The 24,557-nt window shown below is 53.4% G+C and carries 20 protein-coding genes and 1 pseudogene; 5 read left to right on the top strand and 16 right to left on the bottom strand.

Annotated elements, in window-relative coordinates; genetic code table 11:
- Positions 1-6: 6 nt before the first annotated feature.
- From QQ91_RS00935 to QQ91_RS00915, 5 genes are all read right to left on the bottom strand, one after another.
- Entirely contained in the window at positions 7-528 is a 522-nt protein-coding gene (locus tag QQ91_RS00935; protein WP_166278854.1) for a hypothetical protein, read from the bottom strand.
- 67 nt (positions 529-595) lie between these two features.
- Entirely contained in the window at positions 596-1,546 is a 951-nt protein-coding gene (gene sppA / locus QQ91_RS00930; RefSeq protein ID WP_166278851.1) for a signal peptide peptidase SppA, read from the bottom strand.
- A gap of 88 nt (positions 1,547-1,634) precedes the next feature.
- Positions 1,635-3,245 carry a murein biosynthesis integral membrane protein MurJ gene (gene murJ / locus QQ91_RS00925; RefSeq protein ID WP_166278848.1) on the bottom strand — a complete coding sequence of 537 codons (1,611 nt, stop codon included), beginning with the start codon at positions 3,243-3,245 and terminating at the stop codon, positions 1,635-1,637.
- 65 nt (positions 3,246-3,310) lie between these two features.
- Entirely contained in the window at positions 3,311-5,998 is a 2,688-nt protein-coding gene (locus QQ91_RS00920) for an EAL domain-containing protein (RefSeq protein WP_166278845.1), read from the bottom strand.
- Positions 5,999-6,288: 290 nt separating this feature from the next.
- Positions 6,289-7,260, bottom strand: coding sequence for a cation diffusion facilitator family transporter (locus QQ91_RS00915; protein ID WP_166278842.1), 972 nt, complete (start codon positions 7,258-7,260; stop codon positions 6,289-6,291).
- A gap of 172 nt (positions 7,261-7,432) precedes the next feature.
- On the opposite strand from QQ91_RS00915, the gene QQ91_RS00910 reads away from it, so the two are divergent.
- Positions 7,433-8,068, top strand: coding sequence for a nucleoside triphosphate pyrophosphatase (locus tag QQ91_RS00910; protein ID WP_166278839.1), 636 nt, complete (start codon positions 7,433-7,435; stop codon positions 8,066-8,068).
- A 3-nt stretch (positions 8,069-8,071) separates the two neighbouring features.
- On the opposite strand, the gene QQ91_RS00905 is transcribed toward QQ91_RS00910, so the two are convergent.
- The 4 genes from QQ91_RS00905 to QQ91_RS00890 form a co-directional block, all read right to left on the bottom strand.
- Entirely contained in the window at positions 8,072-8,614 is a 543-nt protein-coding gene (locus QQ91_RS00905) for a L,D-transpeptidase (protein ID WP_166278836.1), read from the bottom strand.
- A gap of 120 nt (positions 8,615-8,734) precedes the next feature.
- The gene (locus QQ91_RS00900) at positions 8,735-9,289 is read right to left on the bottom strand and encodes a L,D-transpeptidase (RefSeq protein ID WP_166278833.1); all 555 of its coding nucleotides are present in this window, start codon (positions 9,287-9,289) and stop codon (positions 8,735-8,737) included.
- 268 nt (positions 9,290-9,557) lie between these two features.
- A complete protein-coding gene (gene prfA / locus QQ91_RS00895) occupies positions 9,558-10,652 on the bottom strand; it encodes a peptide chain release factor 1 (RefSeq protein WP_166278830.1) in 1,095 nt (364 codons plus the stop codon).
- A 94-nt stretch (positions 10,653-10,746) separates the two neighbouring features.
- Positions 10,747-11,367: a hypothetical protein gene (locus QQ91_RS00890; RefSeq protein ID WP_250833216.1), complete on the bottom strand. Its 621-nt coding sequence runs from the start codon at positions 11,365-11,367 to the stop codon at positions 10,747-10,749.
- Positions 11,368-11,531: 164 nt separating this feature from the next.
- On the opposite strand from QQ91_RS00890, the gene QQ91_RS00885 reads away from it, so the two are divergent.
- A complete protein-coding gene (locus QQ91_RS00885; RefSeq protein WP_166278824.1) occupies positions 11,532-13,487 on the top strand; it encodes a CHASE2 domain-containing protein in 1,956 nt (651 codons plus the stop codon).
- A gap of 38 nt (positions 13,488-13,525) precedes the next feature.
- Here QQ91_RS00885 and QQ91_RS00880 read toward each other — a convergent pair whose 3' ends face one another.
- Entirely contained in the window at positions 13,526-13,696 is a 171-nt protein-coding gene (locus QQ91_RS00880; RefSeq protein ID WP_166278821.1) for a hypothetical protein, read from the bottom strand.
- 163 nt (positions 13,697-13,859) lie between these two features.
- Here QQ91_RS00880 and ndk point away from each other — a divergent pair, with 163 nt between their 5' ends.
- Positions 13,860-14,309 carry a nucleoside-diphosphate kinase gene (gene ndk / locus QQ91_RS00875; protein WP_166278818.1) on the top strand — a complete coding sequence of 150 codons (450 nt, stop codon included), beginning with the start codon at positions 13,860-13,862 and terminating at the stop codon, positions 14,307-14,309.
- Between the two features lie 189 nt (positions 14,310-14,498).
- Here ndk and QQ91_RS00870 read toward each other — a convergent pair whose 3' ends face one another.
- The 5 genes from QQ91_RS00870 to QQ91_RS00850 all read right to left on the bottom strand — a co-directional run bounded on the left by QQ91_RS00870 (position 14,499) and on the right by QQ91_RS00850 (position 20,404).
- Positions 14,499-15,833: an FtsW/RodA/SpoVE family cell cycle protein gene (locus QQ91_RS00870; RefSeq protein WP_166278815.1), complete on the bottom strand. Its 1,335-nt coding sequence runs from the start codon at positions 15,831-15,833 to the stop codon at positions 14,499-14,501.
- Positions 15,834-16,004: 171 nt separating this feature from the next.
- On the bottom strand, positions 16,005-16,208 hold the full coding sequence (locus QQ91_RS00865) for a phycobilisome linker polypeptide (RefSeq protein WP_166278963.1): 204 nt from the start codon (positions 16,206-16,208) through the stop codon (positions 16,005-16,007).
- Positions 16,209-16,453: 245 nt separating this feature from the next.
- Complete coding sequence (apcB, locus tag QQ91_RS00860) at positions 16,454-16,939, bottom strand: allophycocyanin subunit beta (RefSeq protein ID WP_166278812.1); 486 nt, start codon at positions 16,937-16,939, stop codon at positions 16,454-16,456.
- Positions 16,940-17,007: 68 nt separating this feature from the next.
- Complete coding sequence (gene apcA, locus QQ91_RS00855; RefSeq protein WP_166278809.1) at positions 17,008-17,493, bottom strand: allophycocyanin subunit alpha; 486 nt, start codon at positions 17,491-17,493, stop codon at positions 17,008-17,010.
- 274 nt (positions 17,494-17,767) lie between these two features.
- The gene (locus tag QQ91_RS00850) at positions 17,768-20,404 is read right to left on the bottom strand and encodes a phycobilisome rod-core linker polypeptide (RefSeq protein ID WP_166278806.1); all 2,637 of its coding nucleotides are present in this window, start codon (positions 20,402-20,404) and stop codon (positions 17,768-17,770) included.
- A gap of 495 nt (positions 20,405-20,899) precedes the next feature.
- On the opposite strand from QQ91_RS00850, the pseudogene QQ91_RS00845 reads away from it, so the two are divergent.
- A pseudogene (locus tag QQ91_RS00845) lies at positions 20,900-21,864 on the top strand (RNA-guided endonuclease InsQ/TnpB family protein); the annotation flags it as partial.
- Positions 21,865-21,885: 21 nt separating this feature from the next.
- Here the strand turns inward: QQ91_RS00845 and QQ91_RS00840 are convergent.
- Positions 21,886-23,334, bottom strand: a complete 1,449-nt coding sequence (locus QQ91_RS00840) for a BCD family MFS transporter (RefSeq protein ID WP_236096017.1) — start codon at positions 23,332-23,334, stop codon at positions 21,886-21,888.
- 110 nt (positions 23,335-23,444) lie between these two features.
- Between QQ91_RS00840 and QQ91_RS00835 the strand changes: the two genes are divergently transcribed.
- Positions 23,445-24,452, top strand: a complete 1,008-nt coding sequence (locus QQ91_RS00835; RefSeq protein WP_166278803.1) for a hypothetical protein — start codon at positions 23,445-23,447, stop codon at positions 24,450-24,452.
- The last annotated feature ends 105 nt before the right edge of the window (positions 24,453-24,557 follow it).

Genomic DNA, 24,557 nt, shown 5'->3' with positions numbered 1-24,557 from the left:
CTTTTCCTACAGTCCCCAAAACAGCATAATGGGCCAAACGATCAATCCCCCTAAACTCGCAAGGGAAAGTCCCAAGGCAGCAGTGATCGCCACCAGGACTTTCAATCGGGGAATAGTCTGTGTCTGGGCGATCGCCAGGGTCAAGGTTGCGAGAGTGCCTAGGGCAATCACAGCGCTCCATAGCCCCCCCAACGCTGGAGTCCAACGCTGCATTGCCAGGGCACAACCACTCAGCAGCAGCGGCCAAAGTCCGGTGACGATTCCCACCCACAGCTGACCTGGGTCCGGCGTTTCCCCCAGTAATCGTAACAGCATCCCCAGAGAGGCACTGAGCCAGAACAGCCCCAGCAGGCTTGCCAGACCGAATAGGATAAACAGCAGCAATAGTCCCTGGCTCCCCATGCGTAATGATCCCCCGGCATTGAGGGTGATCACCAACAGCACCAAGCCGCCAATGAGCAGCGCCCCGGGCAGGGACGGCGGTGCCTCCTGGGGCTGGAACAGTTGGCGGTAGAACGTCTCTAACATCTTGGATAAGGGAGGGTAAAATCAGCCAGCATCAATCACCGTACGAATCGCCGCACACATCACCGAACTAGTAGTCCCACAGCATGAGCGGTAGTCCGCGGGATTTCGCCGCAAACTGAACCTGCTGATACCCTGGAACCAGAGATTCCACCGTAGAGGTGAATAAATCCCCCAGGCGACCTGGAAAGCGATTGGGCGGATAGAGGTCCACCTTGGGGTTTTCCGCCTTGATGCCCGCCAACTCGCGCACGACATCGATGGCATCGTAGTAGTTGCCTAGAGAATCCACGAGATTTGCAGCCAGGGCCTGGCTCCCCGAAAAAATCCGGCCATCGGCATAGGGTTTGATTTTATCCAGGGGCATCTCCCGACCCGTGGCGATGGCCTCTAGGAACTGCTGGTAAGACTCATCCACCAGGGTTTGCAAAATTTGTTTTTCAGCCGGGGTCGAGGGACGATAGGGGGAGAGAATATCTTTAAACTCTCCACTTTTGAAATTCCCACTTTCGATACCCACCTTGTCCAGGAGAGAGGCCACGTTTTGGGTGCGAATAATAACACCGATGGACCCGGTTAAGGTATCGGGATTGGCCACGATATGCTCGGCGGCGGTTGCCACATAGTAGCCTCCCGAGGCCGCCACATCTCCCAAGAGTGCGACCACCTTTGTCTGACTCGTTTGGCGCGTGCGCATCAGCTCCCGATGAATCGCGAGGGATGCTGATGCCGTGCCGCCGGGACTATTGATCTGCAGTAAAATCGCCTTGGCTTTATCCTGACGGGCCTGACGAATGGCCTTCACAATTCGAGTACTCCCGGTATCTCCCGACTGAAAAATCCCGCCCTCTGCTCCCTCCGCAATGGGTCCGGAAATCTTGATCAGGGCAATCTCTGGACCGCTTGCCGGAGCCGAGGTCAGAGGGCGTCGGGGGATCAGGGTAGACAGCCAGTTTCCCAAGGAGGCTACTAAGCAAAGCACAATCAGAACAAGCGCAAAAATTCGATCAGGACGCCGCATACCCTAGCTCTCAAAAATTTTTGGCGATCGCGCCGGGCTAGGTCAAGACCTGCGCAGCCTGACACATTCTAGCGTAGGGAGGCCGCTCTCACTCTGGAGGATTGTTGGCGGCAGGAGACCGAAGAAACGGGAGCCGTTGCCGCAGACGCTGTCCAAAAAAACTAACCTCTGGCAGCTTCAGCATCCAGACAGCCAGAGCAAAGACCAAACTCCCAACGACCCCAGCCACGGTCAACTCAACCAGCTGAATCAGCAGCCCCTCCGTCCCCAACAGATGCTGAACGCCCTTGAGGGTCGCCCAGCTAGCGGCTCCACACAGCAAGCTGCCCAGGCCAATACCCAAAATCGGGCCTCCGATGCTGCGCCAGGGCAACCCATTCAAACGGCGACTCACCAATCCCAGGAGAATGAACATTGACACCGTATTGACCCCCACGGTGGACATGGCCAATCCCTGGGCCCCGAAGGCCTGGGTAAAGAAGTAACAGAAGAGGAGGTTAAACCCCAGGCCCAGCAGGGTGATCGCCAGAGGCGTCCGACCATCCCCTAGGCCGTAAAACACCCGCACCAGCACATCTCGCGCCAGATAGAAAAACATGCCAATTGCATAAACCAGCAGCAGCGACGAGACAAGATTCGACGCCTGGGTGTCAAACTGTCCGCGTTCGTACACCACCCGCACCGCTGGCAGAGCCAGCGCGGCCATCAACGCTCCTACCGGCATCATGCTCATCGCCGTCAGCACCAGGCTTTGCCGAATTCGCTCCTTGAGTGCTGGCCAGTGGGGGGGTGCTGCCAACTTAGAGAAAATCGGCATGTAGGGCACCAGGATTACATTCGAGAGTATTCCCAGCGGTGTCAGAAACAGCAGCTGAGCATAGCCCAAGGCCGAGGCCGCCCCGACTGGCAGTTGGGACGCAAACACCGTGGTGATGTAAACGCTAATCAGGAGCATGCCCGAAGAAAGGGTTGCTGGCCCCATTAAGCGGTAAATTTCCTGCACGGCTGGTTCGCCAAAATCAAACCGCAGGCGTAAGGTGCCCATGCCTGATTTCCACTGGGCAGGAATCTGAGCAAACCATTGTAAAAAACCCCCGGCCAGGGTTCCCCAGGCCAAGACTGCCGGCCCAAACTCATCGGACAGGAACCAAACGCCCAAAATCACCGTAATGCTGGAAAGCAGGGGACTAATGGAGGGCAGCCAGTATTGGTCGGAGGCATTCAGGGTTCCAAACCCAATCCCAATCAGGCCTGAGAGCACCGCCAGGGGAGCCATGATCTGAAATTGCTCCACCGCGATTCGATGCACCTCTGGGGGGGCACCGGGGGCAATGAGCTGCAGCAGGGGATCCGCCAGCACCATGAGTACAACGGTCACGATCAGGAGTAACCCGCCCACCAGAGTATTGATGGTCTCAATGAGGGCCGCAGCTTCCTCCGAGCGGCGCTTGGCCAATACGCTAATAATTGAGCTATGGAACGGGCCGTTAATCCCGCCTAGCAAAATAAACAAAAAGCCAGGAATGATGTAGGCATACTGATAGGCGTCGACCGCAGCTCCAGCGCCAAATTCAGCAGCGATCGCCTGTTGCCGTACTAGACCGGCTAGTTTACTGATTAAGGTTGCGATGGCCACAATAGTGGCAATACTGGCCAGGGATCGACCGGGCTTTTGAGATGAGGGGGAGGACTCGCTCACAAAATTTTGAAGGAATGCTAAACAGAACTAAAGTAAACACTTTAGCCCTAAATCCTCCTTTAAACTCAGGGAGTCAGGGCAGAGGAAACCAGATCTTCATCCAAGTTTGGCCTGCTGTGAAGTCTCAAGGTCGCCATTTCCACTGACACGCCAGGTCCAATCAAATTTCCCTGAAAATAATCGCAATCGAAGGCGGCCAAAATATTGAAGTCGGCTGATTTTTCCACCCCGGTCGCCGTTACGTCGAGCCCCAGATGCTGGGCTAGGGCCATAATTCCCCGAATCACCGCTGTTGCCTTGCGATCGCGTTGCACGACCCGCACCAGTTGGGAAGAAAGCCTCACGCCATCTAGGGGCAGTTGCGTCAGATGGGTTAGAGCGGCATCTCCTGCTCCCAGATCATCAAGGACCACCTGAGCGCCCACAGCCTTAAACTTCAGCAGGATTTCTTGGCTATAGGCAAGATTATCAAAGGCCAGGGCCTCAGAGATTTCAATGACAAAGGGCTGATGCGCTTCCCGATACTCCGCCAGAATCTGTCCAATGCGATCGGCAAAATGGGGCTGTCTAAATTGGGTGGGAGAAAGCCGCAAAGCCAGACGAAGGCCTCCAAACCCCATCTGATTCCACTGCTGCCCCTGCAGACAGACCTGGCGAGCCATCCATTCTCCCAGTTCCAGCATAATGCCCGCTTCCTCTGCCAGAGGCAAAAAGCGATCTGAACCCATTAAGCCATAGGTAGGATGATTCCAGAGAATCAAGGCCTCCATTCCCGAAATCTTGCCCGATTTTAGATGATATTCCGGTTGGTAATGTAGGATAAACTCCTGCTCACTGATGCCTTGCTTTAATCGGCGATGGAGATCGAAAATTTCTGGAACCTCTGCATCGATGCCCTGGCCATACAGCTGATAAGTCCCCCGACCGCGATCTTTCGATTGGTAAAGAGCAATATCAGCATTACGCACCAGAACCTCTGCCTCTAGTGCATCATTGGGATACAGAGCAATGCCAATACTGGTGTTGATGAGCAGCGTATGGGACTCAATTTGACACACCTCACGAAAGGTGCTCAGAATCCGTCGCGCCGTTGCAACCGCATCCTCACTCGTCTGCATATTGGGCATTAAAATTGTAAACTCATCCCCCCCCCAACGCGCCACCGTATCCGAGGCTCGCACACACTGGCGCAGACGACGGGCCACCTCTTGCAATAACCCATCCCCCACCGAATGTCCCAGGGTATCATTAATGACCTTGAACTTATCCAAATCCAGGAACATGACCCCCACTTGATGGTGGCATAGCTGGGCCTCGGCGATCGCCGCTTCCAGTCGCTTGTGAAACAAGAGCCGATTGGGAAGCCCCGTCAGGGCATCGTGAAAGGCTTGATGCTGAATGCGCTGATCTTGATGCTGACGCTGGAGGGCCGCCCCAATGCTCGCAGCCAGTGCCCGCACGCTCGCTACGTCACTGGCTGCCCACTGATACTCCTGAGTGCAGTGGTCGAGCTCTAAAAATCCCCAAAACGAATTGTGAACATTAATAGGCACCACCAAAATAGATAAAATGCCATCGCGAAACAGAATATTTCGCTCATGTTCCGGTAAAGATGTTCTCAGTGCACTGAGAATTCCATCCTCTGCGAGCAGCGCATACCAACGACGCAGGTAAGACTGGCAGTACACTTGGTTTTGCCGATGGGGCTGATCCAGAACCGGATCAACCCCAGGCTTCACCCATTCATATCTCAGGCTGGTGGCCGCTTGCTCCTGATCCCCCCAGGAGTGGTTTTGGCTAATGCAGATGCGATCGACCCCAATATCTTGGCCAAACATCTCCAGGGCCACATCCACCACCGAATCTTGATTCAAGCTGGTTAACAGATGGGTAGTCACCTCTGCCACACTTTGGGAAAGCCGATCACGGCGTCTTAACTCTGCCTCTGCCTGTTTGCGCTGGGTGATGTCAAACAAGCAGCAGCGGATCAAGCTATTTTCAGGAATATAGTGAATCGACTGCTCAAAAATTTTTGCCCCAATTTGAACTTCCCGACTGAGAATTTTCTTCTGGGTCATCGCAATTTTGTTCATTAAGCCCGCGAGCGCGGGGTGCTCCAATCCCGCCACGGACAAATCTGGAAAGGCCTGATGTGCCGCAGGATTCAGGTAGGTCAACTGCCCCTTAGTGGTGATTTCCAGCATTGGGCTAGGAATGATTTCTGGGAAAGAGGCCAGTCGAATAATCGAGACATCTTCCATCCCCTTGGCGTCGCTCTCCCCACTGAGCATGATGGTTTCCTTCGCGGACTGAAGCGTATGGCCTTCGGTGAAAAAGTGCTGTTCAGAATCTAGACGGTCACAGTAATGACGAAACTCAGCATCGGTGATATTTGCCAACATCAGATACTTAGCCCTGACCTCCGGTCCCCAGAAAATGAGATCACCGGACTGAAGACGGGCCGAAACGCAGCTTTGGCCATTAACCTGGGTACCATTTTTACTGCGCTTTCCCTGGAGATTTCCATCAATTAGGACGAAACTATACTGGTTGGGATCAGCCCCTGTAATTCTCAGTAAGATAGCGTGTTGACGAGAGACCGATTTATCATCAATGACAATGGAACTTTTCGGATCGCGTCCTACAAAGTAGGAGGCGCCCTCTAGAACTTCATACCGCGTCTGTGCCCGATATTGAATGAGCAGCAAATGACGGACTCTCTTTTCCGGAGGAATACCATGCAGCTCAGTCACAAGACCTGTTAACCCTATCCAAGTGCGAGGAAACCGAGGAATTACCGAAAGCGATGGTAGCGGCAACCCTTAGATTTAGGTTTCCCGCCCGGCTCCTCTGAATTACTCCTCCTAAAGGAATAATTGAGCCTAGTCGGCCCCTTGCTTGAAGCGCTCAATGGGCTAGGGGGACAACAAGCCTAAACATCAGGGTTGCTAGTTAACAGTCAGCTCCCCACATGAATCTCCCTCAACTAAATCCCCTCAATTAAACCGTATCGCTGCTGCGGTCAGCCTAATACAGCGCCCCGCTATTCTTTAGGGACTGACCGCTTTTCTGGCGGGCCTGGCGGCGGATCTTCCAGGGAAGCCAGAGGGGGGGCTGGGCGATCTAGCATCGTATCGGCCCAGGAAGCGGGATCGTCGAGGGGCTCTAGGTGGGTCATGACATGGGATCCGGGCAAGGTGCGCATCAGAGACAGCTCTAGTTCTTCACAAAGATCATGGCCCTGCTTCACAGACCAGGTGCCCGGTACCAAAACATGGAATGAAATGAAGCTGCGCGTGCCCGCCACACGAGTGCGCAGGGCATGAAACTGAATCCCCTGATTTTGGTAACGAGCTAAGGTGTTCCAGATTAGCGTCTGGTCAGCTTCAGGCAAAACACCATCCATCAGTGCATTCGCCGTTTCCCGCAAAAGCTTGACGCCAACGGTGGCAATATTCAGAGCCACCAGCAGCGCCATCAGCGGATCGAGGAGGGTCCAGCCTGTCACCTTGACACAAAACAGCCCAGCGATCATTCCCACCGAGGTCCATACATCCGTGAGCAAATGATGGGCATCGGCGCGCAGGGTGATCGACCGCAGCCGTCGACCAGCTCGCAAGAGGAGATAGGCCACTGCCCCGTTGATGGCGGCAGCCAGGAACGAGAGTCCCATGCCCACTGAGATCTGCTGGAGTGGCTGGGGATGAATGAGGCGTTCAAGAGCGGCAATGGCAATACTGACCGCAGCCAAAATGACCAGGGTTCCTTCCAGGCCGCTGGAAAAATATTCTGCTTTGGAGTGCCCAAAGGAGTGATCACGATCGGGGGGCCTAGCCGCAAGGCTGAGCATCCACAAGGCCATCAGCGCTGCCACCAGATTGACGCTAGACTCCGCAGCATCGGAAAACAGGCTCACGGAACCCGTGAGCTCATAGGACCAAACTTTCAGTCCCATGGTGAACAGGGCTGCTCCAATGGAAAGAAAAATATATGCTCGCGGTGAGCGAAAAACCATGCCGTGTTGCACCTGAGCTTACCTTTGGAGTATATCTTTTTCAGAAGGTTCACTGATCTAGCCAGGACCCCTGATCCAGGCCAGCTCACTTCAAGTCTTCCTTCAGTTGCTTCAAGAGCGCCATCAGTCCCGGCCCTGCTATGCTCATGAGGGATTTTCCTCCTCAAGCCCCATGAATCAGCGCCTGCCCCAATTTGTTTTGGCATCAGCCTCTCCAGCCCGCCTGCAGCTGTTGAAAACTGCGGGTATTCCTGCCCTTGCTCAACCCAGCCATTTTGACGAGTCGCGGGTTCAGACCCGTCATCCCATTGAACTGGTGGAGGGGCTGGCTGCGCGTAAGGCTGAAGTGGTGGCCAAAACTTGGTCAGATCCTGCCCTCATCCTCGGTTGTGACTCTGTCTTGGCACTAGACGATGCCATCTATGGCAAGCCCGCCAATGCCGCTGACGCGATCGCGCGTTGGCAAACCCTACGCGGCCGGGTCGGTCATCTCTATACAGGGCATGCCCTCATAGATGGACGAACGCACCAATTGCTAGTGCGCTCCCAACGCACCGATGTATATTTTGCCGCGGTGAGCGATCGCCAAATTAAAGCCTACGTTGCGTCTCAAGAACCGTTAAACTGCGCCGGATGCTTTGCCCTAGACGGTCGAGGGGGCCTGTTTATTGAAAAAATTGAGGGCTGTCACAGCAATGTGATTGGCCTGAGTCTGCCGCTGTTGCGGGAGATGTTAGCCCAGTTGGATATTGATGTCACGGAGTTTTGGTCTACGGTCGATTCCCAGGAAGCCAAGGGACAGACATAATTCCTAGGGGGTCACAATCACGGGCGTACCCACCGACACCAGCTCAAACATCTTCTCAATATGCTCGTCGAGCATCCTGACACAACCGTGGGAGGCCGCGGTTCCCACCGAAGCGCGCATGGAACTGGAGGTACCATGAAAGCCCACCCAATTGTCCCCATCGGTCCAAAAGCCAATCCAGCGATTGCCCAGAGGATTTTGGGGGTCTCCGCTGGGAATCACATACCCCTCAAAGGGATGTTTCCAAGAGGGATTGACAATTTTAGTTTTTACGGCAAACTGCCCCACGGGGGTTTCCCAGCCGGGTCGCCCCACACCCACCGGATACTGCCCCAACCGCTGGTCATCCTGGTAAAGAGTGACGCGTCGCTGGCTGAGGCTCAACTCAATCCGGTTGGCCAACGGTGGCCCCGGCAGGTATGATTCCGGCTGGGGGAGGCCAGGCAATCCAAGGGAGAGGATCGGCTCGGCATGGACTGCTAACGGTGCTCCACACAGCGCTAAGGCTGCGCAGACTCCCAGGAGTTTGACGTTAACCCTAGACATTCCATTATTTGCAAGAGACTAACAAATCCAGTCTGGCATGGAGTTTTTAGGATCGCCAGGAATAATCGTCAGAATTTAACAAGTTCCTGGCTAAATTTGGCCGCTCATCCCCAGGATCCTTTAGCGGACGACCTTCACAGTCACACCCAGTTCAACCAGGTCGAACAGCTCTTCAATGTCTTCAGAGTACATCCGCACGCAGCCATGGGACACGGCATCGCCAATGGAAGATCGCTTGGCGGGAGTCGTACCATGGAATCCCGCCACGCCTACGGCACCGGTTTGGGTTTTACCCTCCCAGAACCCAATCCAACGCGATCCCAAGGGATTATCTGGATCGCCGCCGGGAATTACTGCTCCGCCATCCCAATGTCGCCAAGGCGGATCCTTATACATTGCTGAGATTTTATGCTCTCCCACAGGGGTTTCCCACCCCGCTTTCCCCACAGCGACCGGGTAGGTTTTCACTAAGGTGTCTCCGCTATAGAGGGATAGCTCTCGCTTACTCAGGCTAAGCTCTAATCGTCGGGGATTCACAGCCTCTGGCAGCATTTCGACGGACTGGGGTAAATTGGGCAGCGGATATTTGGCCAGCAAATCCATCGCGGATGCCGCAGATCCATTACTGCCCAAAAGCACCAGGGCACTCATTAAGGTCAGTAGCTTGACATTCATGGTAAATAGCGACGTAGGAAAATCTGAAAAATCTTAGGTAGAACTCAACTTCTAGGACTGCCCCCCCGCAAAGTTGACTTTACGGTTTTATCCTAGCAACCTCAGTGGATTGGTGACGACCCTAGGGTCCTCACTTTGACAAGGGATTGCTTCAAACAGAGGCTTCTGCCCCAGTATGCCGATTGAGTCTGAGTTTTTGCTGAACCTTGCGCTTATTTTGGCGTGCCCAACATGGCCAAGGTTCTCACGTTCATTCCTTGCAAGAGGATTAAGAGACCGCTTCAGCCAGTTCAGCCAGCTGCTGCTGCTGATCTTGGGTGATGCAGGCTTGAATTAAGGGTTCAATATCTCCCTCTAAGACTCGATCGAGGGAGAAGTTTTGGTTGAGGCGGTGGTCCGTGGCGCGATTGTCTTTGTAGTTGTAAGTGCGAATTTTTTCAGAGCGCGATCCGGTTCCGACTTGGGACTTACGCATGGAGGCCACCGACTCTTGCTGCTCGCGCATTTTGATTTCGTAGAGCTTCGCTCGTAGAATCTGCAGGGCTCGCTCTTTATTTTGTAACTGCGATCGCTCTTCTGTACAAAAAATTCGAATGCCGGTGGGTTTATGCAGCAAGTCTACCGCCGTTTCCACCTTATTGACGTTCTGGCCCCCGGCCCCCCCCGACCGAGCCGTGGACATTTCGATTTCTCTCGGGTCAATTTCAATTTCCACCTCATCCACCTCAGGCATCACAGCGAGGGTTGCCGTAGAGGTATGGACTCGTCCCGAAGCCTCTGTGGCCGGGACGCGCTGAACTCGATGGACCCCCGCTTCATACTTGAGTTTGCTATAGACCTGCTCACCTTGAATCTCTAGAATTGCTTCTTTGAAGCCCCCCATCTCTCCGAGGGATTCACTGAGTAAGCGAACTTTCCAGTGCTGAGATTCGGCATACTTAGAATAAAGTCGGACCAGATCTCCCGCCCAGATACTGGCTTCATCGCCACCAGTCCCGGCGCGGATCTCCAACATGATATTCTTTTCATCATTGGGATCACGGGGAAGCAGCAGAATTTTTAGACGATCCTCCAGCTGTGCTTGGCGAGATTCCAGTTCGTCAACCTCCATCATCGCCATTTCTTTCAGTTCTGGGTCGCCTCCGGCTTCCTTCGCAATTTGTTGAGCATCCACCAGTTCCTGGGAAACCTGTTTCCATTCCTCGTAGGTGCCCACGGTTTCTTCCAGTCTAGACCGGGCCTTTGCGACACGCTGAAATTCCTTCGGGTCAGTGGCAATGTCTGGATCCGCAAGCTGGCGGGTCAGTTCGTGGAAGGTTTCCTCAACGGAATTTAGCTTATCCAGCAAATAGGCTTCAGCCATACAGCTCCAGTTGTGAATGAGTTCCCAATGAGTTTATTTTAACGGATCGCGGTTGGCGTTCGTGCAGGCTAAGCGACCTCTGCCCCTGCGATCCTCACTCAGGCTGAGGACCTTCATAAACTTGAATCAAATCACAACCGGGGGAACGCAGCATCCGGTTGACCTGACGAATTTGGACTTCCGTTCCAATAAACACCAGAATCACCTTGCCCTGCTCAATACGCTTCTGTAGGGTCATCGCCTCAAGATCGGCTGAGAAAAGCCTGGGGCCACCGCCAATAAAAATAGCGCCCAATAGACCCGAGGCTGCTCCCAGCAAGCCTCCCAGGACTCCGTTGATCACCCATCCTCCCTGCTCCACAATGGTTAAATCCGTAATTCGATTGAAGGTCAATCCGGCAAAAAAACCAAAGGGCACTAACCAGATCATCATTCGCTGCATCTGCTGTTGCGCCACTTGGTTGGGATCATAGATCTTCATTGCATCTGAGGTCTGGTTTCCAGCCCCCAACAAGGTCACCTGGCGTTCTTCAGGAAACCGATCACACACTGAACCGTAAGCTACTTCGGCCTCAGCCAAATTTGAGAACGTTGCTACCAGGTAGTTTGCCATGGGGGTCTTTGGGTAAATAGCCGGGATATCAATTGCTGGGGGCCAAACACAGAAGGTCAGGGTTAACCCCGATGATGATTCTATCGGTTCCAGGTGAGACATCACGGATTTTTCCCTGAGGTGAACCCTGGGTCAACCCAGTGAGGATCTTCCGGGGGACCTCTGAATCTTTGCTCACAACGCGGGTTCTCAAATTGATTACAATAGGCAAGGAGAAATTACCGGCCTAAGCTGTGGTCCTAAACGTTAAATCGCTCAAGGTGAGAATGCCAGAGCTGGCCATGGTTATCATTGCCAGCACCATCGTGACGGGGTTTCTCGTTTCAGCGCGGCAATGGAGAGTGTTTGAGCTGTTTGAGCTGGTTGCCTACGATCGCTTTGTGCAAATGCGTCCTCCTCAGCCCGTAGACTCGCGACTGCTGGTGATTGGCGTCACAGAACAAGATCTTCAGGATCAAGGCGGAAAACTCCAGCTCCCAGATCAGGTTTATGCCAGACTGCTGCAAAGGCTGCTGGCGCAAAAAGCACGGGTCATTGGTCTAGACATTTATCGAGACTTTCCGGTGGAGCCAGGCCATGCGGAACTGGTGCAAGTGCTTGAGTCCTCTGACCGCATTATTGGAATTACCCGCTTAGGAGATGCCAAAAACCCTCCGGTGGATCCTCCCCCAGCGCTTCCCCCCGAGCAGGTGGGCTTTAACGACGCCACTCAGGATGTGGGCGGTGTCATTCGTCGGTCTATCCTCTATCAAGAGTCTACGCAGGGCGAAATTCTCAGCGCCTTTTCTCTGCTTTTGGCAGAACGATACTTGTTAGAGGAAGGCATTGAATCCCAAGCTAGCCGCGATAATCCCAACTACTTGCAGCTAGGAGCCACTACTTTTGTGCCGTTGAGCCCCCACGATGGTAGCTACATCAATGCAGACGTGGGGGGGTATCAAATTTTATTGAACTATCGCGGGCGACAAACCACGATTCCTCAGGTCAGCCTTGGGGAGGTGCTCAACGGTCGAGTTGACCCCGCTCTTATTCGCGATCGCATTGTCCTCATTGGCACCACCGCCAGCAGCGGCAATGATTTTGCCTATACGCCCTTCAGCTCAGATCGAGAAGATGATCTGGAGCAGCGAATGCCAGGGGTTGTGGTTCATGCTCAGATGGTGAGTCAGTTTCTCGATGCCGCCCTGGGCCAGCGAGCCTTGTTTTGGTTTTGGAGCGAAACCGAAGAAATCCTCTGGTTGAGCCTTTGGTCGCTCTTGGGGGGGATGCTGGCATGGACCGTACGTCACCCCTTACTGCTGGCGCTTGGAGCAGCAGCGGCCCTGGGCATTTTATTTCAAGTTTGTCTGCTGCTTTTTTTGAACATGGGCTGGGTTCCATTAATCCCGGCAGCCTTGGGATTTCTGTTCTCAGGGGGCAGCGTTGTTACCTATACTGCTCAACAGGCCCAGCAACAACGGCGCATGGTGATGCGACTCCTGGGTCAAAGTACCTCTCCGCAAATTGCCGAAACCCTCTGGCAGCGGCGCGATGAGCTCCTGGAAAATGGAAAATTGCCGGGTCAGGAACTCACCACAACTCTGTTGTTCACCGATTTAAAGGGGTTCAGCACTATCTCTGAGCAGTATCCCCCGGAGGTGGTCTTTATCTGGCTCAATGAATACTTAGAGGAGATGACTGGGGCCATTCAAAACCATGAGGGGGTCATCAATAAATTCACTGGCGACGGCGTCATGGCCGTCTTTGGGGTGCCGATTCCCCATGAGTCTCCAGCTGAAATTGCCCAAGATGCCAATCAGGCCGTTGCCTGCGCCCTGGAAATGCAGGAGCGACTCGCGCAGCTAAATCAGCGTCGCCAGGCTACCCACTGTCCCCTTTTCAAAATGCGCGTCGGTGTATTCACAGGTCCCGTGGTCGTAGGCAGCTTGGGCAGTAAAATCCGCCTGGAATACGGGGTCATTGGCGATAGCGTTAATACAGCCTCCCGGCTAGAGAGTTTTGATAAGGATCGACAAACTTCGGACTGCCGCATCCTAATTGCCCGCCAAACGCTGAACTATTTAGATGAACGCTACCAGGTTGAAGCCTGGGGCAATGTCCCTCTCAAAGGAAAGGAGGAACCTATTGAAGTGTTTCAGGTCCTGGGCAGACGCCCTGAGGGCGGCGTTTCACCACCCCGGCACTCCCGCGATCGGCTAACTCAGGCCAGTGAAACCCGATAATGCAGCCAATGCTCCTGTGCTTTGCCACGGATCAAGATTCAGGGCAAGGTGGTGTTTGGCGCAGTTTGGTTAGGTAGGATCGCATCGGGTCGTTTTTCCAGCTGTTGTAAACTCGAATTAACGACATAGGAAAGACCTAGGCCCAAACCCAGCGTTGCCACCACCGTTCCCCCAAGCCCCCAGAGAATTTGTTTTTTAAGGGTATTCATATCCTTGGTCAGTTTTCCCTATATTAGTGATTGGCATCTACCCGGTAGACCATGACCCATCTTGATCTCTTCTCTTATCCTAACGAGGTAAGGCCAGCCTCCCCAACCAGGCAGATCACGTGGGTCAAGCCAACTGTTGAAAATCCCTCAATGGAGAAAATTTGTGGAACGTACGTTTATTGCCATTAAGCCCGATGGTGTCCAGCGTGGACTGGTAGGCACCGTGATTCAACGATTCGAAGCCAAGGGATTTACACTCGTGGGACTCAAGCTGATCCAGGTGAGCCGTGACCTTGCTGAGGCCCACTATGGAGAGCATCGAGAAAAACCGTTTTTTTCCGGCCTGGTGGACTTTATCACCTCTGGTCCCGTGGTAGCCATGGTCTGGGAAGGTAAGGGCGTTGTTGCAGCGGCCCGAAAAATGATTGGATCCACCAATCCCCTTCAGTCTGAACCCGGAACGATTCGAGGAGATTTTGGCATTGATATTGGCCGCAATATTATTCATGGATCCGATGCTGTCGAGACCGCTCAGCGCGAGATTAGCCTTTGGTTTCAAGACAATGAGCTTGCCAATTGGTCTCCTACTCTCTCCTCCTGGATATATGAATAACCCCCTTGCGATCATCTCTCCCAGGGAATGCCCTCACCTTCGGCAGAGGGGGATCTCGTTCTAGAGAGATTTGCAGCTTTTTGCGCAACTAGCAAGGACCTGAGCGGGAACTCTTTCGAGTATTCCTGCTCAGTGGTTATCGATGCTATTAGGTCCGCCATTGTCAGGGGTCCTTTGGCCTTTTACCTTCTACTGAGAGGCTTTATCTCGTTTTCTCCGCCGACGCACCCGCTGTTGTACTTGAGGGTGCTGGCGCGCCAAGGCTTTGCGCTCCTGCCAGGAGCGCCAGGCAGCGCTATCCTTATCCTGATAACTAGGCTGCTCATCGCCCTGTTCCGCGGAAAGGAGCCGCAATCGCTGACGATTTCCTGCGCCTCCACTCCGCAGCGGAATAATATCCGCCTCTTGATCTTCTCGGGCGACCCGAATTAACAATCCTGCCAGCGTTAAGCTAGCAATGAGAGAATTGCTGCCGTAACTCACCAGTGGAAAGGGAAGCCCCGTCGTGGGAAGCGCTCCAATCGTCACTCCGATATGGAGAAGGCTCTGTCCCACCAAAAACACCAGTGCCCCCATTGCAATCAGGCGGTGGGTGGGGCCATTACTTTTGATCGCAATCTTGAGGGCCACTAAGCTAAATAAGGCCAGCAGCCCAAACAGCAACAAGCTGCCGAGAAGTCCAAATTCATCCGCAAACACTGAGAAAATGAAGTCCGTATGCTGGAAGGGAAGGTAGGTTTTTTGCTGAGATAAGCCGTAGCCGTTGCCGATCACTCCCCCTGATCCCACTGCGAGTAAACTCTGGATGAGTTGGTAGCCATCCTGGAGGGGGTCAACCCAGGGATTTAAAAATGACATGATGCGGCGGCGCTGGTACTCTGCAAAACTGACGCTGAGCAATGCCACGCTCACCCCCCCAAGGGCCGTCATCCCCAGGGACTTCAGCGGCAATCCGGCGGAAAAAGCAATGAGCCACAGGGCCACTCCACACAAAGCCGTGGTGCTCAGGTTAGGCTGAATTAGAATGCCTGCCAGAACCAAACCGAACAGCCCCAACCATTTCAACCGCTCTGTCGAGGATAAACGGTGCCACTTACCAAACACATAGGCACTTTGCAAAACCAGAAAGGGTTTCATCATCTCGGAGGGCTGCAGCGGGACGGGTCCCAAAGAAATCCAGCGAGTTGCACCATTGACGGTGACACCAATGCCGGGAATGCGTACCGCGAAAATAAGCAGCAGGCAAGCTAGAAATCCTAACGTTGACCAGCGATAGAGTTGATGAATTGGGGTGCGCACCAGCAGCCGGAGCACCACTAGACCAATTAGAGTGCCCAGAATCTGACGCTTTAAGTAGTACAGCCCATCTCCAGACTCTGCGATCGCCACGGTAAAAGAGGCAGAATAGAGGACCACCAAGCCCAGAATTAACCAAATACCGGTCAGCCACTGCAGGAAGCGAGCTTCAAAGGCCCATTTATCTACCGAGGGATCGAAGAAAGGGAGAAACTGGAGAACCTTCACAGCAATTTATTCCACTGAAATCGAAGTCAGTATAGCAGCGATCCTCAGCACTCGATAAGGCTATAAAAAAGATGTCTCTCGCCAAAACACGAGACACATCTTTCAGAAAGTTCACCTCACTCAAGTTCAACAGCCCGAGATTGTCGGACCCAGTTGGGGGAACAGAAGCGCCTAAAGCAATCCTGTGTTCATTCCCTGCTTACCTGTAGCCAGCTCCACTTTCAGAATTCTTCCACCCATCTTCATAATGCGCTGCTGTTCACGAAACCAGTTGTCGTAGGGTACAAGCTTGGTGAAAAAGGTATTTTGCAGCTCTCGCTGAGTTCGAATTCTTGTCTGGCTGGGAACGCAGGCTGTAACCTTAAACATTCTCATCTGTGCATTTTCTCCTGTAAGGGATAACGACCGCAACTTTGGTAAAGCGTCAAGGACTAAAACATCAATAACATCCATGAGGTTCTTAAAACTGAAGTCTGAGAAATTCAAGCTAACTCTATCCTGCTTAGATCCTGAAAACAGATCTCAAAACTTAAACAGACTAGCAATAGCTTGACTTTCTCAGACTTACACAGGGTATGGAATCCTTACGGAATCCTCCTCCTTCTGAAAATCGCTAGAATTTAGCTAAGGCCAGAGCAGATGTAGTCGAAGTAAACTCCCATTTCCTTGCCCGCATCAGGACCAACAAGGCTTGCGGTCACTTCTTTCATGGCCTGAATGGCTTGAACGGTGCTGCCAACAGGAACGCCGAGAGAGTTGTAAGTTTCCTTCAGACCGTTCAACACACGCTCATCGAGAATGGAGGGATCACCCGCCAGCATGGCATAGGTTGCATAGCGGAGATAGTAGTCCAAATCACGAATACAGGCGGCATAACGGCGAGTGGTGTACATGTTGCCACCGGGACGGGTGGTATCAGAGTACAACAGGGCCTTGGCAACCGCATCCTTCACGATGGTTGCCGCATTGCTGCTGATGGTGCCCGCTGCCCGAACTCGCAGTTCACCGGACTGAAAGTAAGACTTGAGTCGATCCATGGAAGCCCCATCTAGGTACTTCCCTTGAACGTCAGAGGAATTGATAACGGCTGTAATTGCGTCTTGCATAATTGTGCGTCCTTATAAAAAACTTGGAACCTAAAACTTGGAATGAATTAGTGAATCCGAAGGCTTATTTACTGAAGACCACCAATAACGTAGTCAAAGTAAGACCCTGCTTCTGAAGCATCTTCACCAGAAAGTAGCGCTGAGGCAACGCTCTTCATTCCGCGAATTCCTTCAACTACAGCAGGAATTGGAGTTCCTAAGGAGTTGTACATTTCCTTAGCCCCGACGATTCCAATCTCCTCAATGGGAGTGACATCACCGGAAACCACACCGTAGGTGACAAGACGCAGGTAGTAGTCCATGTCGCGCAGGCAGGTGGCAGTCATTTCCTCACCGTAGGCATTTCCACCGGGAGAAACGACGTCTGGACGCTTCTGGAATAGCTGATCACCTGCTTCTTTCACGATGCGCTCGCGATTCTCTGTGAGCGTTTGGGCTATACGAAGACGGCGCTCGCCACTTGTGACAAAGCTCTTAATGCGATCCAGTTCACCAGGGCTAAGATAGCGGGCTTCTGCATCGGCATTCACGATGGATTTCGTGACAACACTCATTAATGGATTCCTCCAATTTGAAAGAAAATTTTAGTAACGAGATGCACCTTATAAAGGCTTTAATGACATCAGGTCGAATACCTACCGGAATCATTCTCAAACATTACGGCCCCCTACAAGGACAACCTGTAATAGTTTTTAATAAAACGATTCATGTAGGCGCAAAAGATTGCCCTCGCAAGGTTTCGGGCTTCCTTGCGAGGGCAATCTTTTTAGAAGGCGAGGTAGGAAGTCTCTAGATCACTCCTGCGATCGCCCCCTTTGTAAATCGATGTTAAGAGTTGCCGGAGGTCACAAAGCTGGGAACTACAATGTCCCGACTTTGCTTTGTTAACTGGTTATACAGGCGCTCGGTATTGGGGAAGTTTGCCGCTGGCAGGGTGGGGAAACGACGGTAGGGCACCGTATCTTCCCCGAAGGCCTGGGCATACTCAAGGCTATTGACCATGGCGCTAACAAAGGCCTTAATTCCCTCGGCCGCCAAAATTTGGTTATAGCGACGAATTTCTGCCTGATCTAAGGGTGCACGTCCCAGGAAATGCTTAGTGCCCAGCTCAATGACCTTGGTGTTGGGGTAGGGCACGTAGAACTCCTTCAGGTACAGGGGGGACTGTCCAAGGAACTCAATGAACTCCTTCAGATTAATCTCCCCATTGCTGAGCTTAGACTCCCATACGATAAATTCATTTTGAACAATGTAGGGGTTGATATTGCGTTCAAAGACTTGGCGATAGGCTGCCTCAATCACCGTCTTCACCTCGGCCTTGTTGACCAAACCGGTGAGCTTGAAGATGCGCGATTGCTCCCGTTGCTTACTCACCCCCTGGAGAACCCGAGGCTGAATCGAAGCCTCAGGTCGCACCTCTTGAGCTTGACCCAACTCGACAAAGCGCGGAGTCGCTGGGGTTGCCACCATCGCAGGAGCCATTGCCATGCGCGAGGGGCGATTGCGTAAGGACTGCCCCCCCGGTGTCAGATAGCGCAGGTAAGGAACCGTATCTTCGCCAAAGGCTTGAGCATACTCCATGCCATCAAGCATGGCATCAACCACGGCATAAAAGCCTTGCTTCGCTGCTAGGTCAAAGTAGCGATTCATTTCTTGACGCCCATAGGTGGGTCGTCCGAGAAGACGGCGATGGGCGTATTCTATGGCCTTACAGACGTATAAAGGCGTCCAGTAAAGGTTGCGATACACCGGTGATTTAGCCAGAATTCGAATGAACTCGCGCACCGAGATTTCACCATTTTCTAACTTGATTTCCGCAACCTTTTGCCGCTGACCATCATAGACATCGCGGCCAAACACCTGCAGGTAGGCAGCGCGGATCACTCTTTGAGTCGAGCTTTCGCCAAACTGAACGCTGGTGTTGTTGCCCTTTTGTGCCGGGAGCTGATCGAGCTTGAACACCTTAGGTCCAAGGGTGCCGGGAGCGACCCCGCGGGCGCGAGGGTTACTAATTTGGCTATTGATCCCCGCGCCTTGATTAATTAAAATTCGACGGGTATCTTTCCCAAAGGGAGCCGGCTGAGCCACCGGATTGCGGGTTTCCCGCGGAAAAATGGCGCCAAACTGGATTTCCAGAGCATCATTGCCAGCCCCGTAGGGATGCTGATCCGGCAGAGCCTGATCTTGAGATGCAAAGACCGTGAGGAACTCAGGTGTCTTGCGGAAGGGGGCACTGTAGCGGAGTAAATTCTGCTGAACCCCCCAATTGCGGCATTCTTGAGCCTCTTGACCTAAACCACGCAGGTAGGGCACCGTCTCTTCGCCAAAGTAGTCCGCATATTCTTCGGAGTCCACTAAGGCATCTACCAGTGCGGATAATCCACCCGTTGAGACAACTGCAAAATACTGCTGGACTTCTTCACGGCTGCTAGGTCCCCGCCCCAGAAAGTGGCGGAATGCTAGCTCTAGGGCGCGACTGTTGATAAAGGGCTGATAAAATTCCTTGGCATAGAGGGGAGACTTTCCGATCCGACGGACAAACTCCTTCATTGAGATTTCGCCATTTTTAACCTGAGACTCCAGGTTGGAGATCGACAGGCCGTAGGCACGCGTAATATCGCGCTCGAAAATTTGCCGATAAGCTGCTCGAATGACTTCATTCTTCTCGGAGGCAGATAGCCCTGGCTTCATGACGAACTTAGGTCGTCGCTCCGAGGCATTGAAGTAAATCTGGGGCAAGCTCAAGCCCTGCTGGTCTGAACTCGGTCGCTGGCGCAGCTTGTCAGAGGGGGTTGCGGCTCGAAACTCCTTGATGACCACTTCGAAATACTGCAAAACAATGTCGGTGGCCTCCGCATCATTTTTGAAGTAGCTCAAACTGGATTTCGCCATTTCCTGAAGGGCCACCAGGGTCGCATCAGTGGAGCAGGCGTTCTCAATCACCTCACGCAGTCCGCGAATATTGACGGACAAGATATTGGGATCCCCTGCCACAATGGCATAGGTGGTGTAGCGCAAAAACCAGTCTAGGTCCCGTAGGGACTTTTGCATTCTGGCTGGGCCGTAGCGGGCGATATTAATCGCTCGAAACCCCCGCGGCGCAGGTCCTAAGGCTGCTTTCACAGCTGCGGATGTGCCGCTGAAAACACCACCGCCTTTGGAGGCTGGAGCAGAGGCGGTGTCCATATCCCTATCCACCGTAGGTCGAGATAGATAGGACATGGGTGAACCCCCCACAAAAATCCGATTGGCGGCTTTTGAGACGATAAGTTCAGAATTCTGGGTTAAAACCGCTGCAATTTCAATCCGCTTCAGCCCAGAACTAAGATAGGTGGATAGTTCACTAAGTTCACCCGCCTGTAAAAAGCGGTCCTGTTGCTCAGCTTGAACAATCGTTGACGTGGGGACGGTTTGATAGAGCTGCGGCTGTGCGACCGAGCTTCCTCCACTTGCCTTTACAATCATGTGCTTTCGAAGGCTCCCTTCCGGTTTACAGTGTTTGACCTGACGCGCTTACGGAACTGAACCCAGCCTTTTCGGTAAATAACCCAAAAGCGGATGGGAAACGGTTGCCAGGAGTTTTGGACAAATCAGTTTAACTTTTAGATTAAAACGAGATGCGCAACCACAACTCGTTCTTTAATAAATGTGTATTAAATTGCAAAACCTACTCCAAAAGGCGCTTAAATTTGGGCGCTGTTTTGCAGCAATGATCGGCGAATATCATACACAGAAAACCTTGGAGACAGGAGTGGCAAGCGCTACGCTGCCCCTTCCAGGATTTCCCTGTCTACCTTCCTAACGCGATATCTCCACCCAAAATATTAAAAACTGTAAATAATGACATTAAGTTTGTTTGAGTTTGGGGGGTGGGGCGTGGCAGGACAATGCCCCCTACCAAGATCTGCCGCAGTGATCCGCCTATCCCGCGAAGTGGTTAGGGGGGTAGGCCGCAGAACGTTTGCCCGGCGGGAGCGCAAAGACTGGCTCGATTCTCGCAAGTCTCCGGTCAATGCTTGTTCAATTCGGCAAGCGTTCATCTGGCCAGCGGATGCCCCCTTCCCGAGTGATGCTCGGCAGTGCAAGTCGTTAACTGCAGCAAAGGCCGATTTCCCCAGGCTCAAGACCGTTAACGCCCAGGTGCTTCAGCAGGTTATCCGAAAGCTGGAAGCGTCCTGGGAGCCTTGAGCGGTTGAAGCGGTCGGGATTCCCTCGATTCAAAAAGCCGAATCGGATGCGCTCCTTTGCGTTCCCTCAGATGCTCAAGACCTGCATCAGCGAGGAAGGGATGAAGCTGCCGCAACTGGGTTTGGTCAAGGTTCGGTGGTCACGGTGTATCCCCGACTTGTTTGAGGTCAAACAAGCCCGAATCGTCCGTAAGGCATCGGGATTTCGTCATGCTGAGTCTTCAGTCTGAGGTTGATATTCCTAGTACGTCGATATTCCTAGTACAACGCCTCATGGCCACCCGGTCGGGATTGATGTCGGGCTGGCGCATCACCTCTGCGATGGTGCAGGGATGATTTTCGGGGAAGACCTGAACTTCCGCATTATGGCCAAAGGAATGCTGGGTCAGCATCCGCTAGACGCAGGATTGGGCAGTTCACCCATCAAATCCTGCCTGGGGTGTGCTTCAAGCGAGAGGTGTATTACGGCAAGGTTGGCCCAAGAGGGACGAGTCAGGACTGTCCTGATTGTGGTACCGCAGTCAAAACAGACTTGAGTGTCAGAATCTCTCACTGTCTTGAATGTGGGTCAACCAAGCCAAGAGACATGGCTGCGGCTCCAGTAATTTCCGTGGGCAACGGGGAATAGAAAATGCCTGTGGAGTCGGGGTGACGGGGAGTTTAGTCATGAATTCTAGTCAACTGGCACTGAAGCAGGAAATCTTTGGGGCGATCCGGGGAATCTCTCTCTGTAACTGATAAGGTCAGAGGGAGAGGATCTCAACCCTCAATTTCGTTGGAGAGGACCGTCGCGATCGCAGCCTTGGCGCTCTCTTGAAACTCTTGAATATTGACCCGTCCCAAGCAGTAAACGGCCAGAATCATGCCGAGCCCCTGAAGTAGAAACACGCTGCTGTAGGCAAGGACGGGCGCATCGAAGAGAGCCTTACCCAAGTTTAATACGCCGCCGCCTAGGACTGTGGCAAGACCGCGGGACAGGGCTTGAGCTAGCCCCCAAGCGCCAATAAAGGTGCCGGCGGTTTCCGCAGCCGTCAAATCCAGCATCAGGCTGGTGGCCCCTGCGGTAATGAGGCCCGAGGATAACCCAAAGCCGAACAGTCCGGCGTTCAGGAGCGGTAGATTTTGGGTCAATCCAGAGAGAATAATTGCCACGAAGCAGGCGATCGCCCCGAAACACCCTAGTTTCGTACCATTTTTTTTGCCCACCCGCGGCAGAATTAAAAAGCCACTGCCGCCTATCCCAAACAGCGTGCCGAGTCCAAACGGAATGTTGAGGCGAGTCGTCTCGGAGATACATAGGCCAAACACTTCCCCGCCAAAAGGTTCCAGCACCGCATCTTGCATAAAGATGCTGATGGTGAGCACCAGCAAGAAGCTGAAGAAAATACCGGTTTGGCGGCTGGCCGTGAGGACAGCAAAGGCATCCGATAGAGACAGTTGCTCCTCCCGCTGAGCGGTAGCCGACCGGGTCTTAAACCGGGAATACTTTGATTCCACCCCCACCGTTGCCAGGAGGCAAAGCCCCAGGACTAAGGCAGGCACCGCAATAAACGCGGGGTTAATCGAAGCCTGAAGCTGTGAGATATCCGTGGCCGCAGCTGTTCCCTCCGGCATTTTCAGAATTGCACTACCACACAGATCGGGCTGATTCAGCAGGCCCGAACTGATAATTGCGCCCACCACAATGCCCACCATCAGCATCGACCAGACTACCCCCACTAGCTGGGATCGATTATCATCGTCGGAAATATCCACCAGCAGAGCCGCGAAGGGGGTTGAGCTCGCGCTTAGGGCCAGGCCATAGAGCCCAAACATCAGCGCGAGGAGGGCGGTCCAGCCGTAGCTGACCGGGCCCCAACCCTGATCCTGCAGCGCCAGGCCCAATTGCCAAATAACCTGCAGGGCTACAAAGGAAATCGTGGTGAACAGCAGGGCACCACACCATACATATCCGGTGCGGTGCTGTCCCAGAAAAGGGCGACTGTCGGAGAGCTGGCCAAACCAAATCCGGGCTGGACTCACAAATTGATGCATGGCGATCGCCCCCGCCGCTAAAAGGGGCAAAACCTTCAGCTCATCAATGAGAATCCGGTTCAGCACCCCCAAGGTTAACAGCGACATCATGCCCAGTCCCATCTGGTAAAGTCCCAGTCGAAACATCGTTAACAGCTGTATTTTAGGAAGCGAAGAATCAGGAGACTGAGCCATGTCGATGTGTAAGGGTGATTAAACAGCAAAAATGATTCAGATTCTAAAGCCTACCAGGCTAAAATAACACCGACTTGTATGACCTTATTAAACGGCGGAATTTAACTGCCATGACGAAACCTTCCCCTTCTCCAGCCGTTGTAGCGGTTCATCCCCAGCTCCATGCAGTGCTAGGAACCCTTGATCTTACCCTGGAGTCTGAGTTAGCCCTCTTTCGCCAAGGCAGAATCTCGCCGACCTGTCCAGAAGCAGCGCTGCCGTCCCCAGCAGGAGATTTTGCGCCAGGCTCGCCGCCAGCCACCCCTACCGCCAAGATCGAGGAGGATGCGTCTTCGCTCTCCCCCGGCCAGGCTCGCGATCTGCCGGCCCACTCTCAGAGCGAGGACATCACGTTGCTCAATCTTACAGAGTTTGAGGACGATCTAGGGGAGATCGACCTAGCCCCCGCAAGCGAAACCACGGCGTTAGTCACCACCGAGTCCTCCTTGACCACCTACACCAATCCTTCGCTAGAGGATTACCTGGAATCATCGGAGGACTTACTGCGCCATTTTTCCCCGCAGGAAATCGAGGATCATTCCCAGTCCGCCCTGTCCTTGGAAAGGTTGGCCTGGGTGGCCGGTATCATCCTGGTGGCCGCGGTGGGTATCGTGGCACTGGTTCAAGTCCTGGGGTCTAGACCCCCTACCCCGAAGGAGGCTCCCTCCCCCAGCAGCGAGGTTGAAGGCTCAGATCCCGATGAACGCACGCTCAACAATCCCCAGGAACGGGGGCCAAACCTAGCCAACGACACGTTCCCAGACTTGAATGGCTCAGCCAGTTTGCCAGCACTCTCACCCAAGCCTACTCCTGAGACCCCTGCGGCAGCCTTGTCGAGTTCTGGCAGGGCCCCAGGAGCAGGCGAAACCCAGTTCTATGTAGTCCTAGACTATGTGGATGAGGCGGGATTGGAGAGCGTGCGAGCCCAGGTCCCAGGGGCAAGGGTGCTGGATTTTACCTCGGGGCGTAGGATTTTACTCCAGCAGTTTGTCAATGAAGGCGAGGCCTTTGCGGCAGCTAAACGCTTTCAAGCTCAGGGTCTAGAGGCCGAGGTCTGGTCCAGTGCCCCATCCTCCTAGGAAAACCGTGCAAAATATGACAGGGTTAAAGTCCCCGATTAAAATATAAACATTAGTCTTAGACCGTGGTTCAACGGTTTGTAGTCTTCTCACAGTTAACCTCGA

Origin of the sequence: Lyngbya confervoides BDU141951 (assembly GCF_000817775.3) — a bacterium.
GTDB lineage: Bacteria > Cyanobacteriota > Cyanobacteriia > Thermosynechococcales > Thermosynechococcaceae > Lyngbya > Lyngbya confervoides.
This window is presented reverse-complemented; position numbering and strand designations above follow the sequence as displayed.

Bases quoted from the DNA above. Each gene is read 5' to 3' on its own strand.
- QQ91_RS00935 (WP_166278854.1), bottom strand. From the start codon at position 528: ATGTTAGAGACGTTCTACCGCCAACTGTTCCAGCCCCAGGAGGCACCG.
- sppA (WP_166278851.1), bottom strand. From the start codon at position 1,546: ATGCGGCGTCCTGATCGAATTTTTGCGCTTGTTCTGATTGTGCTTTGC.
- QQ91_RS00915 (WP_166278842.1), bottom strand. From the start codon at position 7,260: ATGGTTTTTCGCTCACCGCGAGCATATATTTTTCTTTCCATTGGAGCA.
- QQ91_RS00910 (WP_166278839.1), top strand. From the start codon at position 7,433: ATGAATCAGCGCCTGCCCCAATTTGTTTTGGCATCAGCCTCTCCAGCC.
- QQ91_RS00905 (WP_166278836.1), bottom strand. From the start codon at position 8,614: ATGTCTAGGGTTAACGTCAAACTCCTGGGAGTCTGCGCAGCCTTAGCG.
- QQ91_RS00900 (WP_166278833.1), bottom strand. From the start codon at position 9,289: ATGAATGTCAAGCTACTGACCTTAATGAGTGCCCTGGTGCTTTTGGGC.
- prfA (WP_166278830.1), bottom strand. From the start codon at position 10,652: ATGGCTGAAGCCTATTTGCTGGATAAGCTAAATTCCGTTGAGGAAACC.
- QQ91_RS00890 (WP_250833216.1), bottom strand. From the start codon at position 11,367: ATGTCTCACCTGGAACCGATAGAATCATCATCGGGGTTAACCCTGACC.
- QQ91_RS00885 (WP_166278824.1), top strand. From the start codon at position 11,532: ATGCCAGAGCTGGCCATGGTTATCATTGCCAGCACCATCGTGACGGGG.
- QQ91_RS00880 (WP_166278821.1), bottom strand. From the start codon at position 13,696: ATGAATACCCTTAAAAAACAAATTCTCTGGGGGCTTGGGGGAACGGTG.
- QQ91_RS00865 (WP_166278963.1), bottom strand. From the start codon at position 16,208: ATGAGAATGTTTAAGGTTACAGCCTGCGTTCCCAGCCAGACAAGAATT.
- apcB (WP_166278812.1), bottom strand. From the start codon at position 16,939: ATGCAAGACGCAATTACAGCCGTTATCAATTCCTCTGACGTTCAAGGG.
- apcA (WP_166278809.1), bottom strand. From the start codon at position 17,493: ATGAGTGTTGTCACGAAATCCATCGTGAATGCCGATGCAGAAGCCCGC.
- QQ91_RS00850 (WP_166278806.1), bottom strand. From the start codon at position 20,404: ATGATTGTAAAGGCAAGTGGAGGAAGCTCGGTCGCACAGCCGCAGCTC.
- QQ91_RS00840 (WP_236096017.1), bottom strand. From the start codon at position 23,334: ATGGCTCAGTCTCCTGATTCTTCGCTTCCTAAAATACAGCTGTTAACG.
- QQ91_RS00835 (WP_166278803.1), top strand. From the start codon at position 23,445: ATGACGAAACCTTCCCCTTCTCCAGCCGTTGTAGCGGTTCATCCCCAG.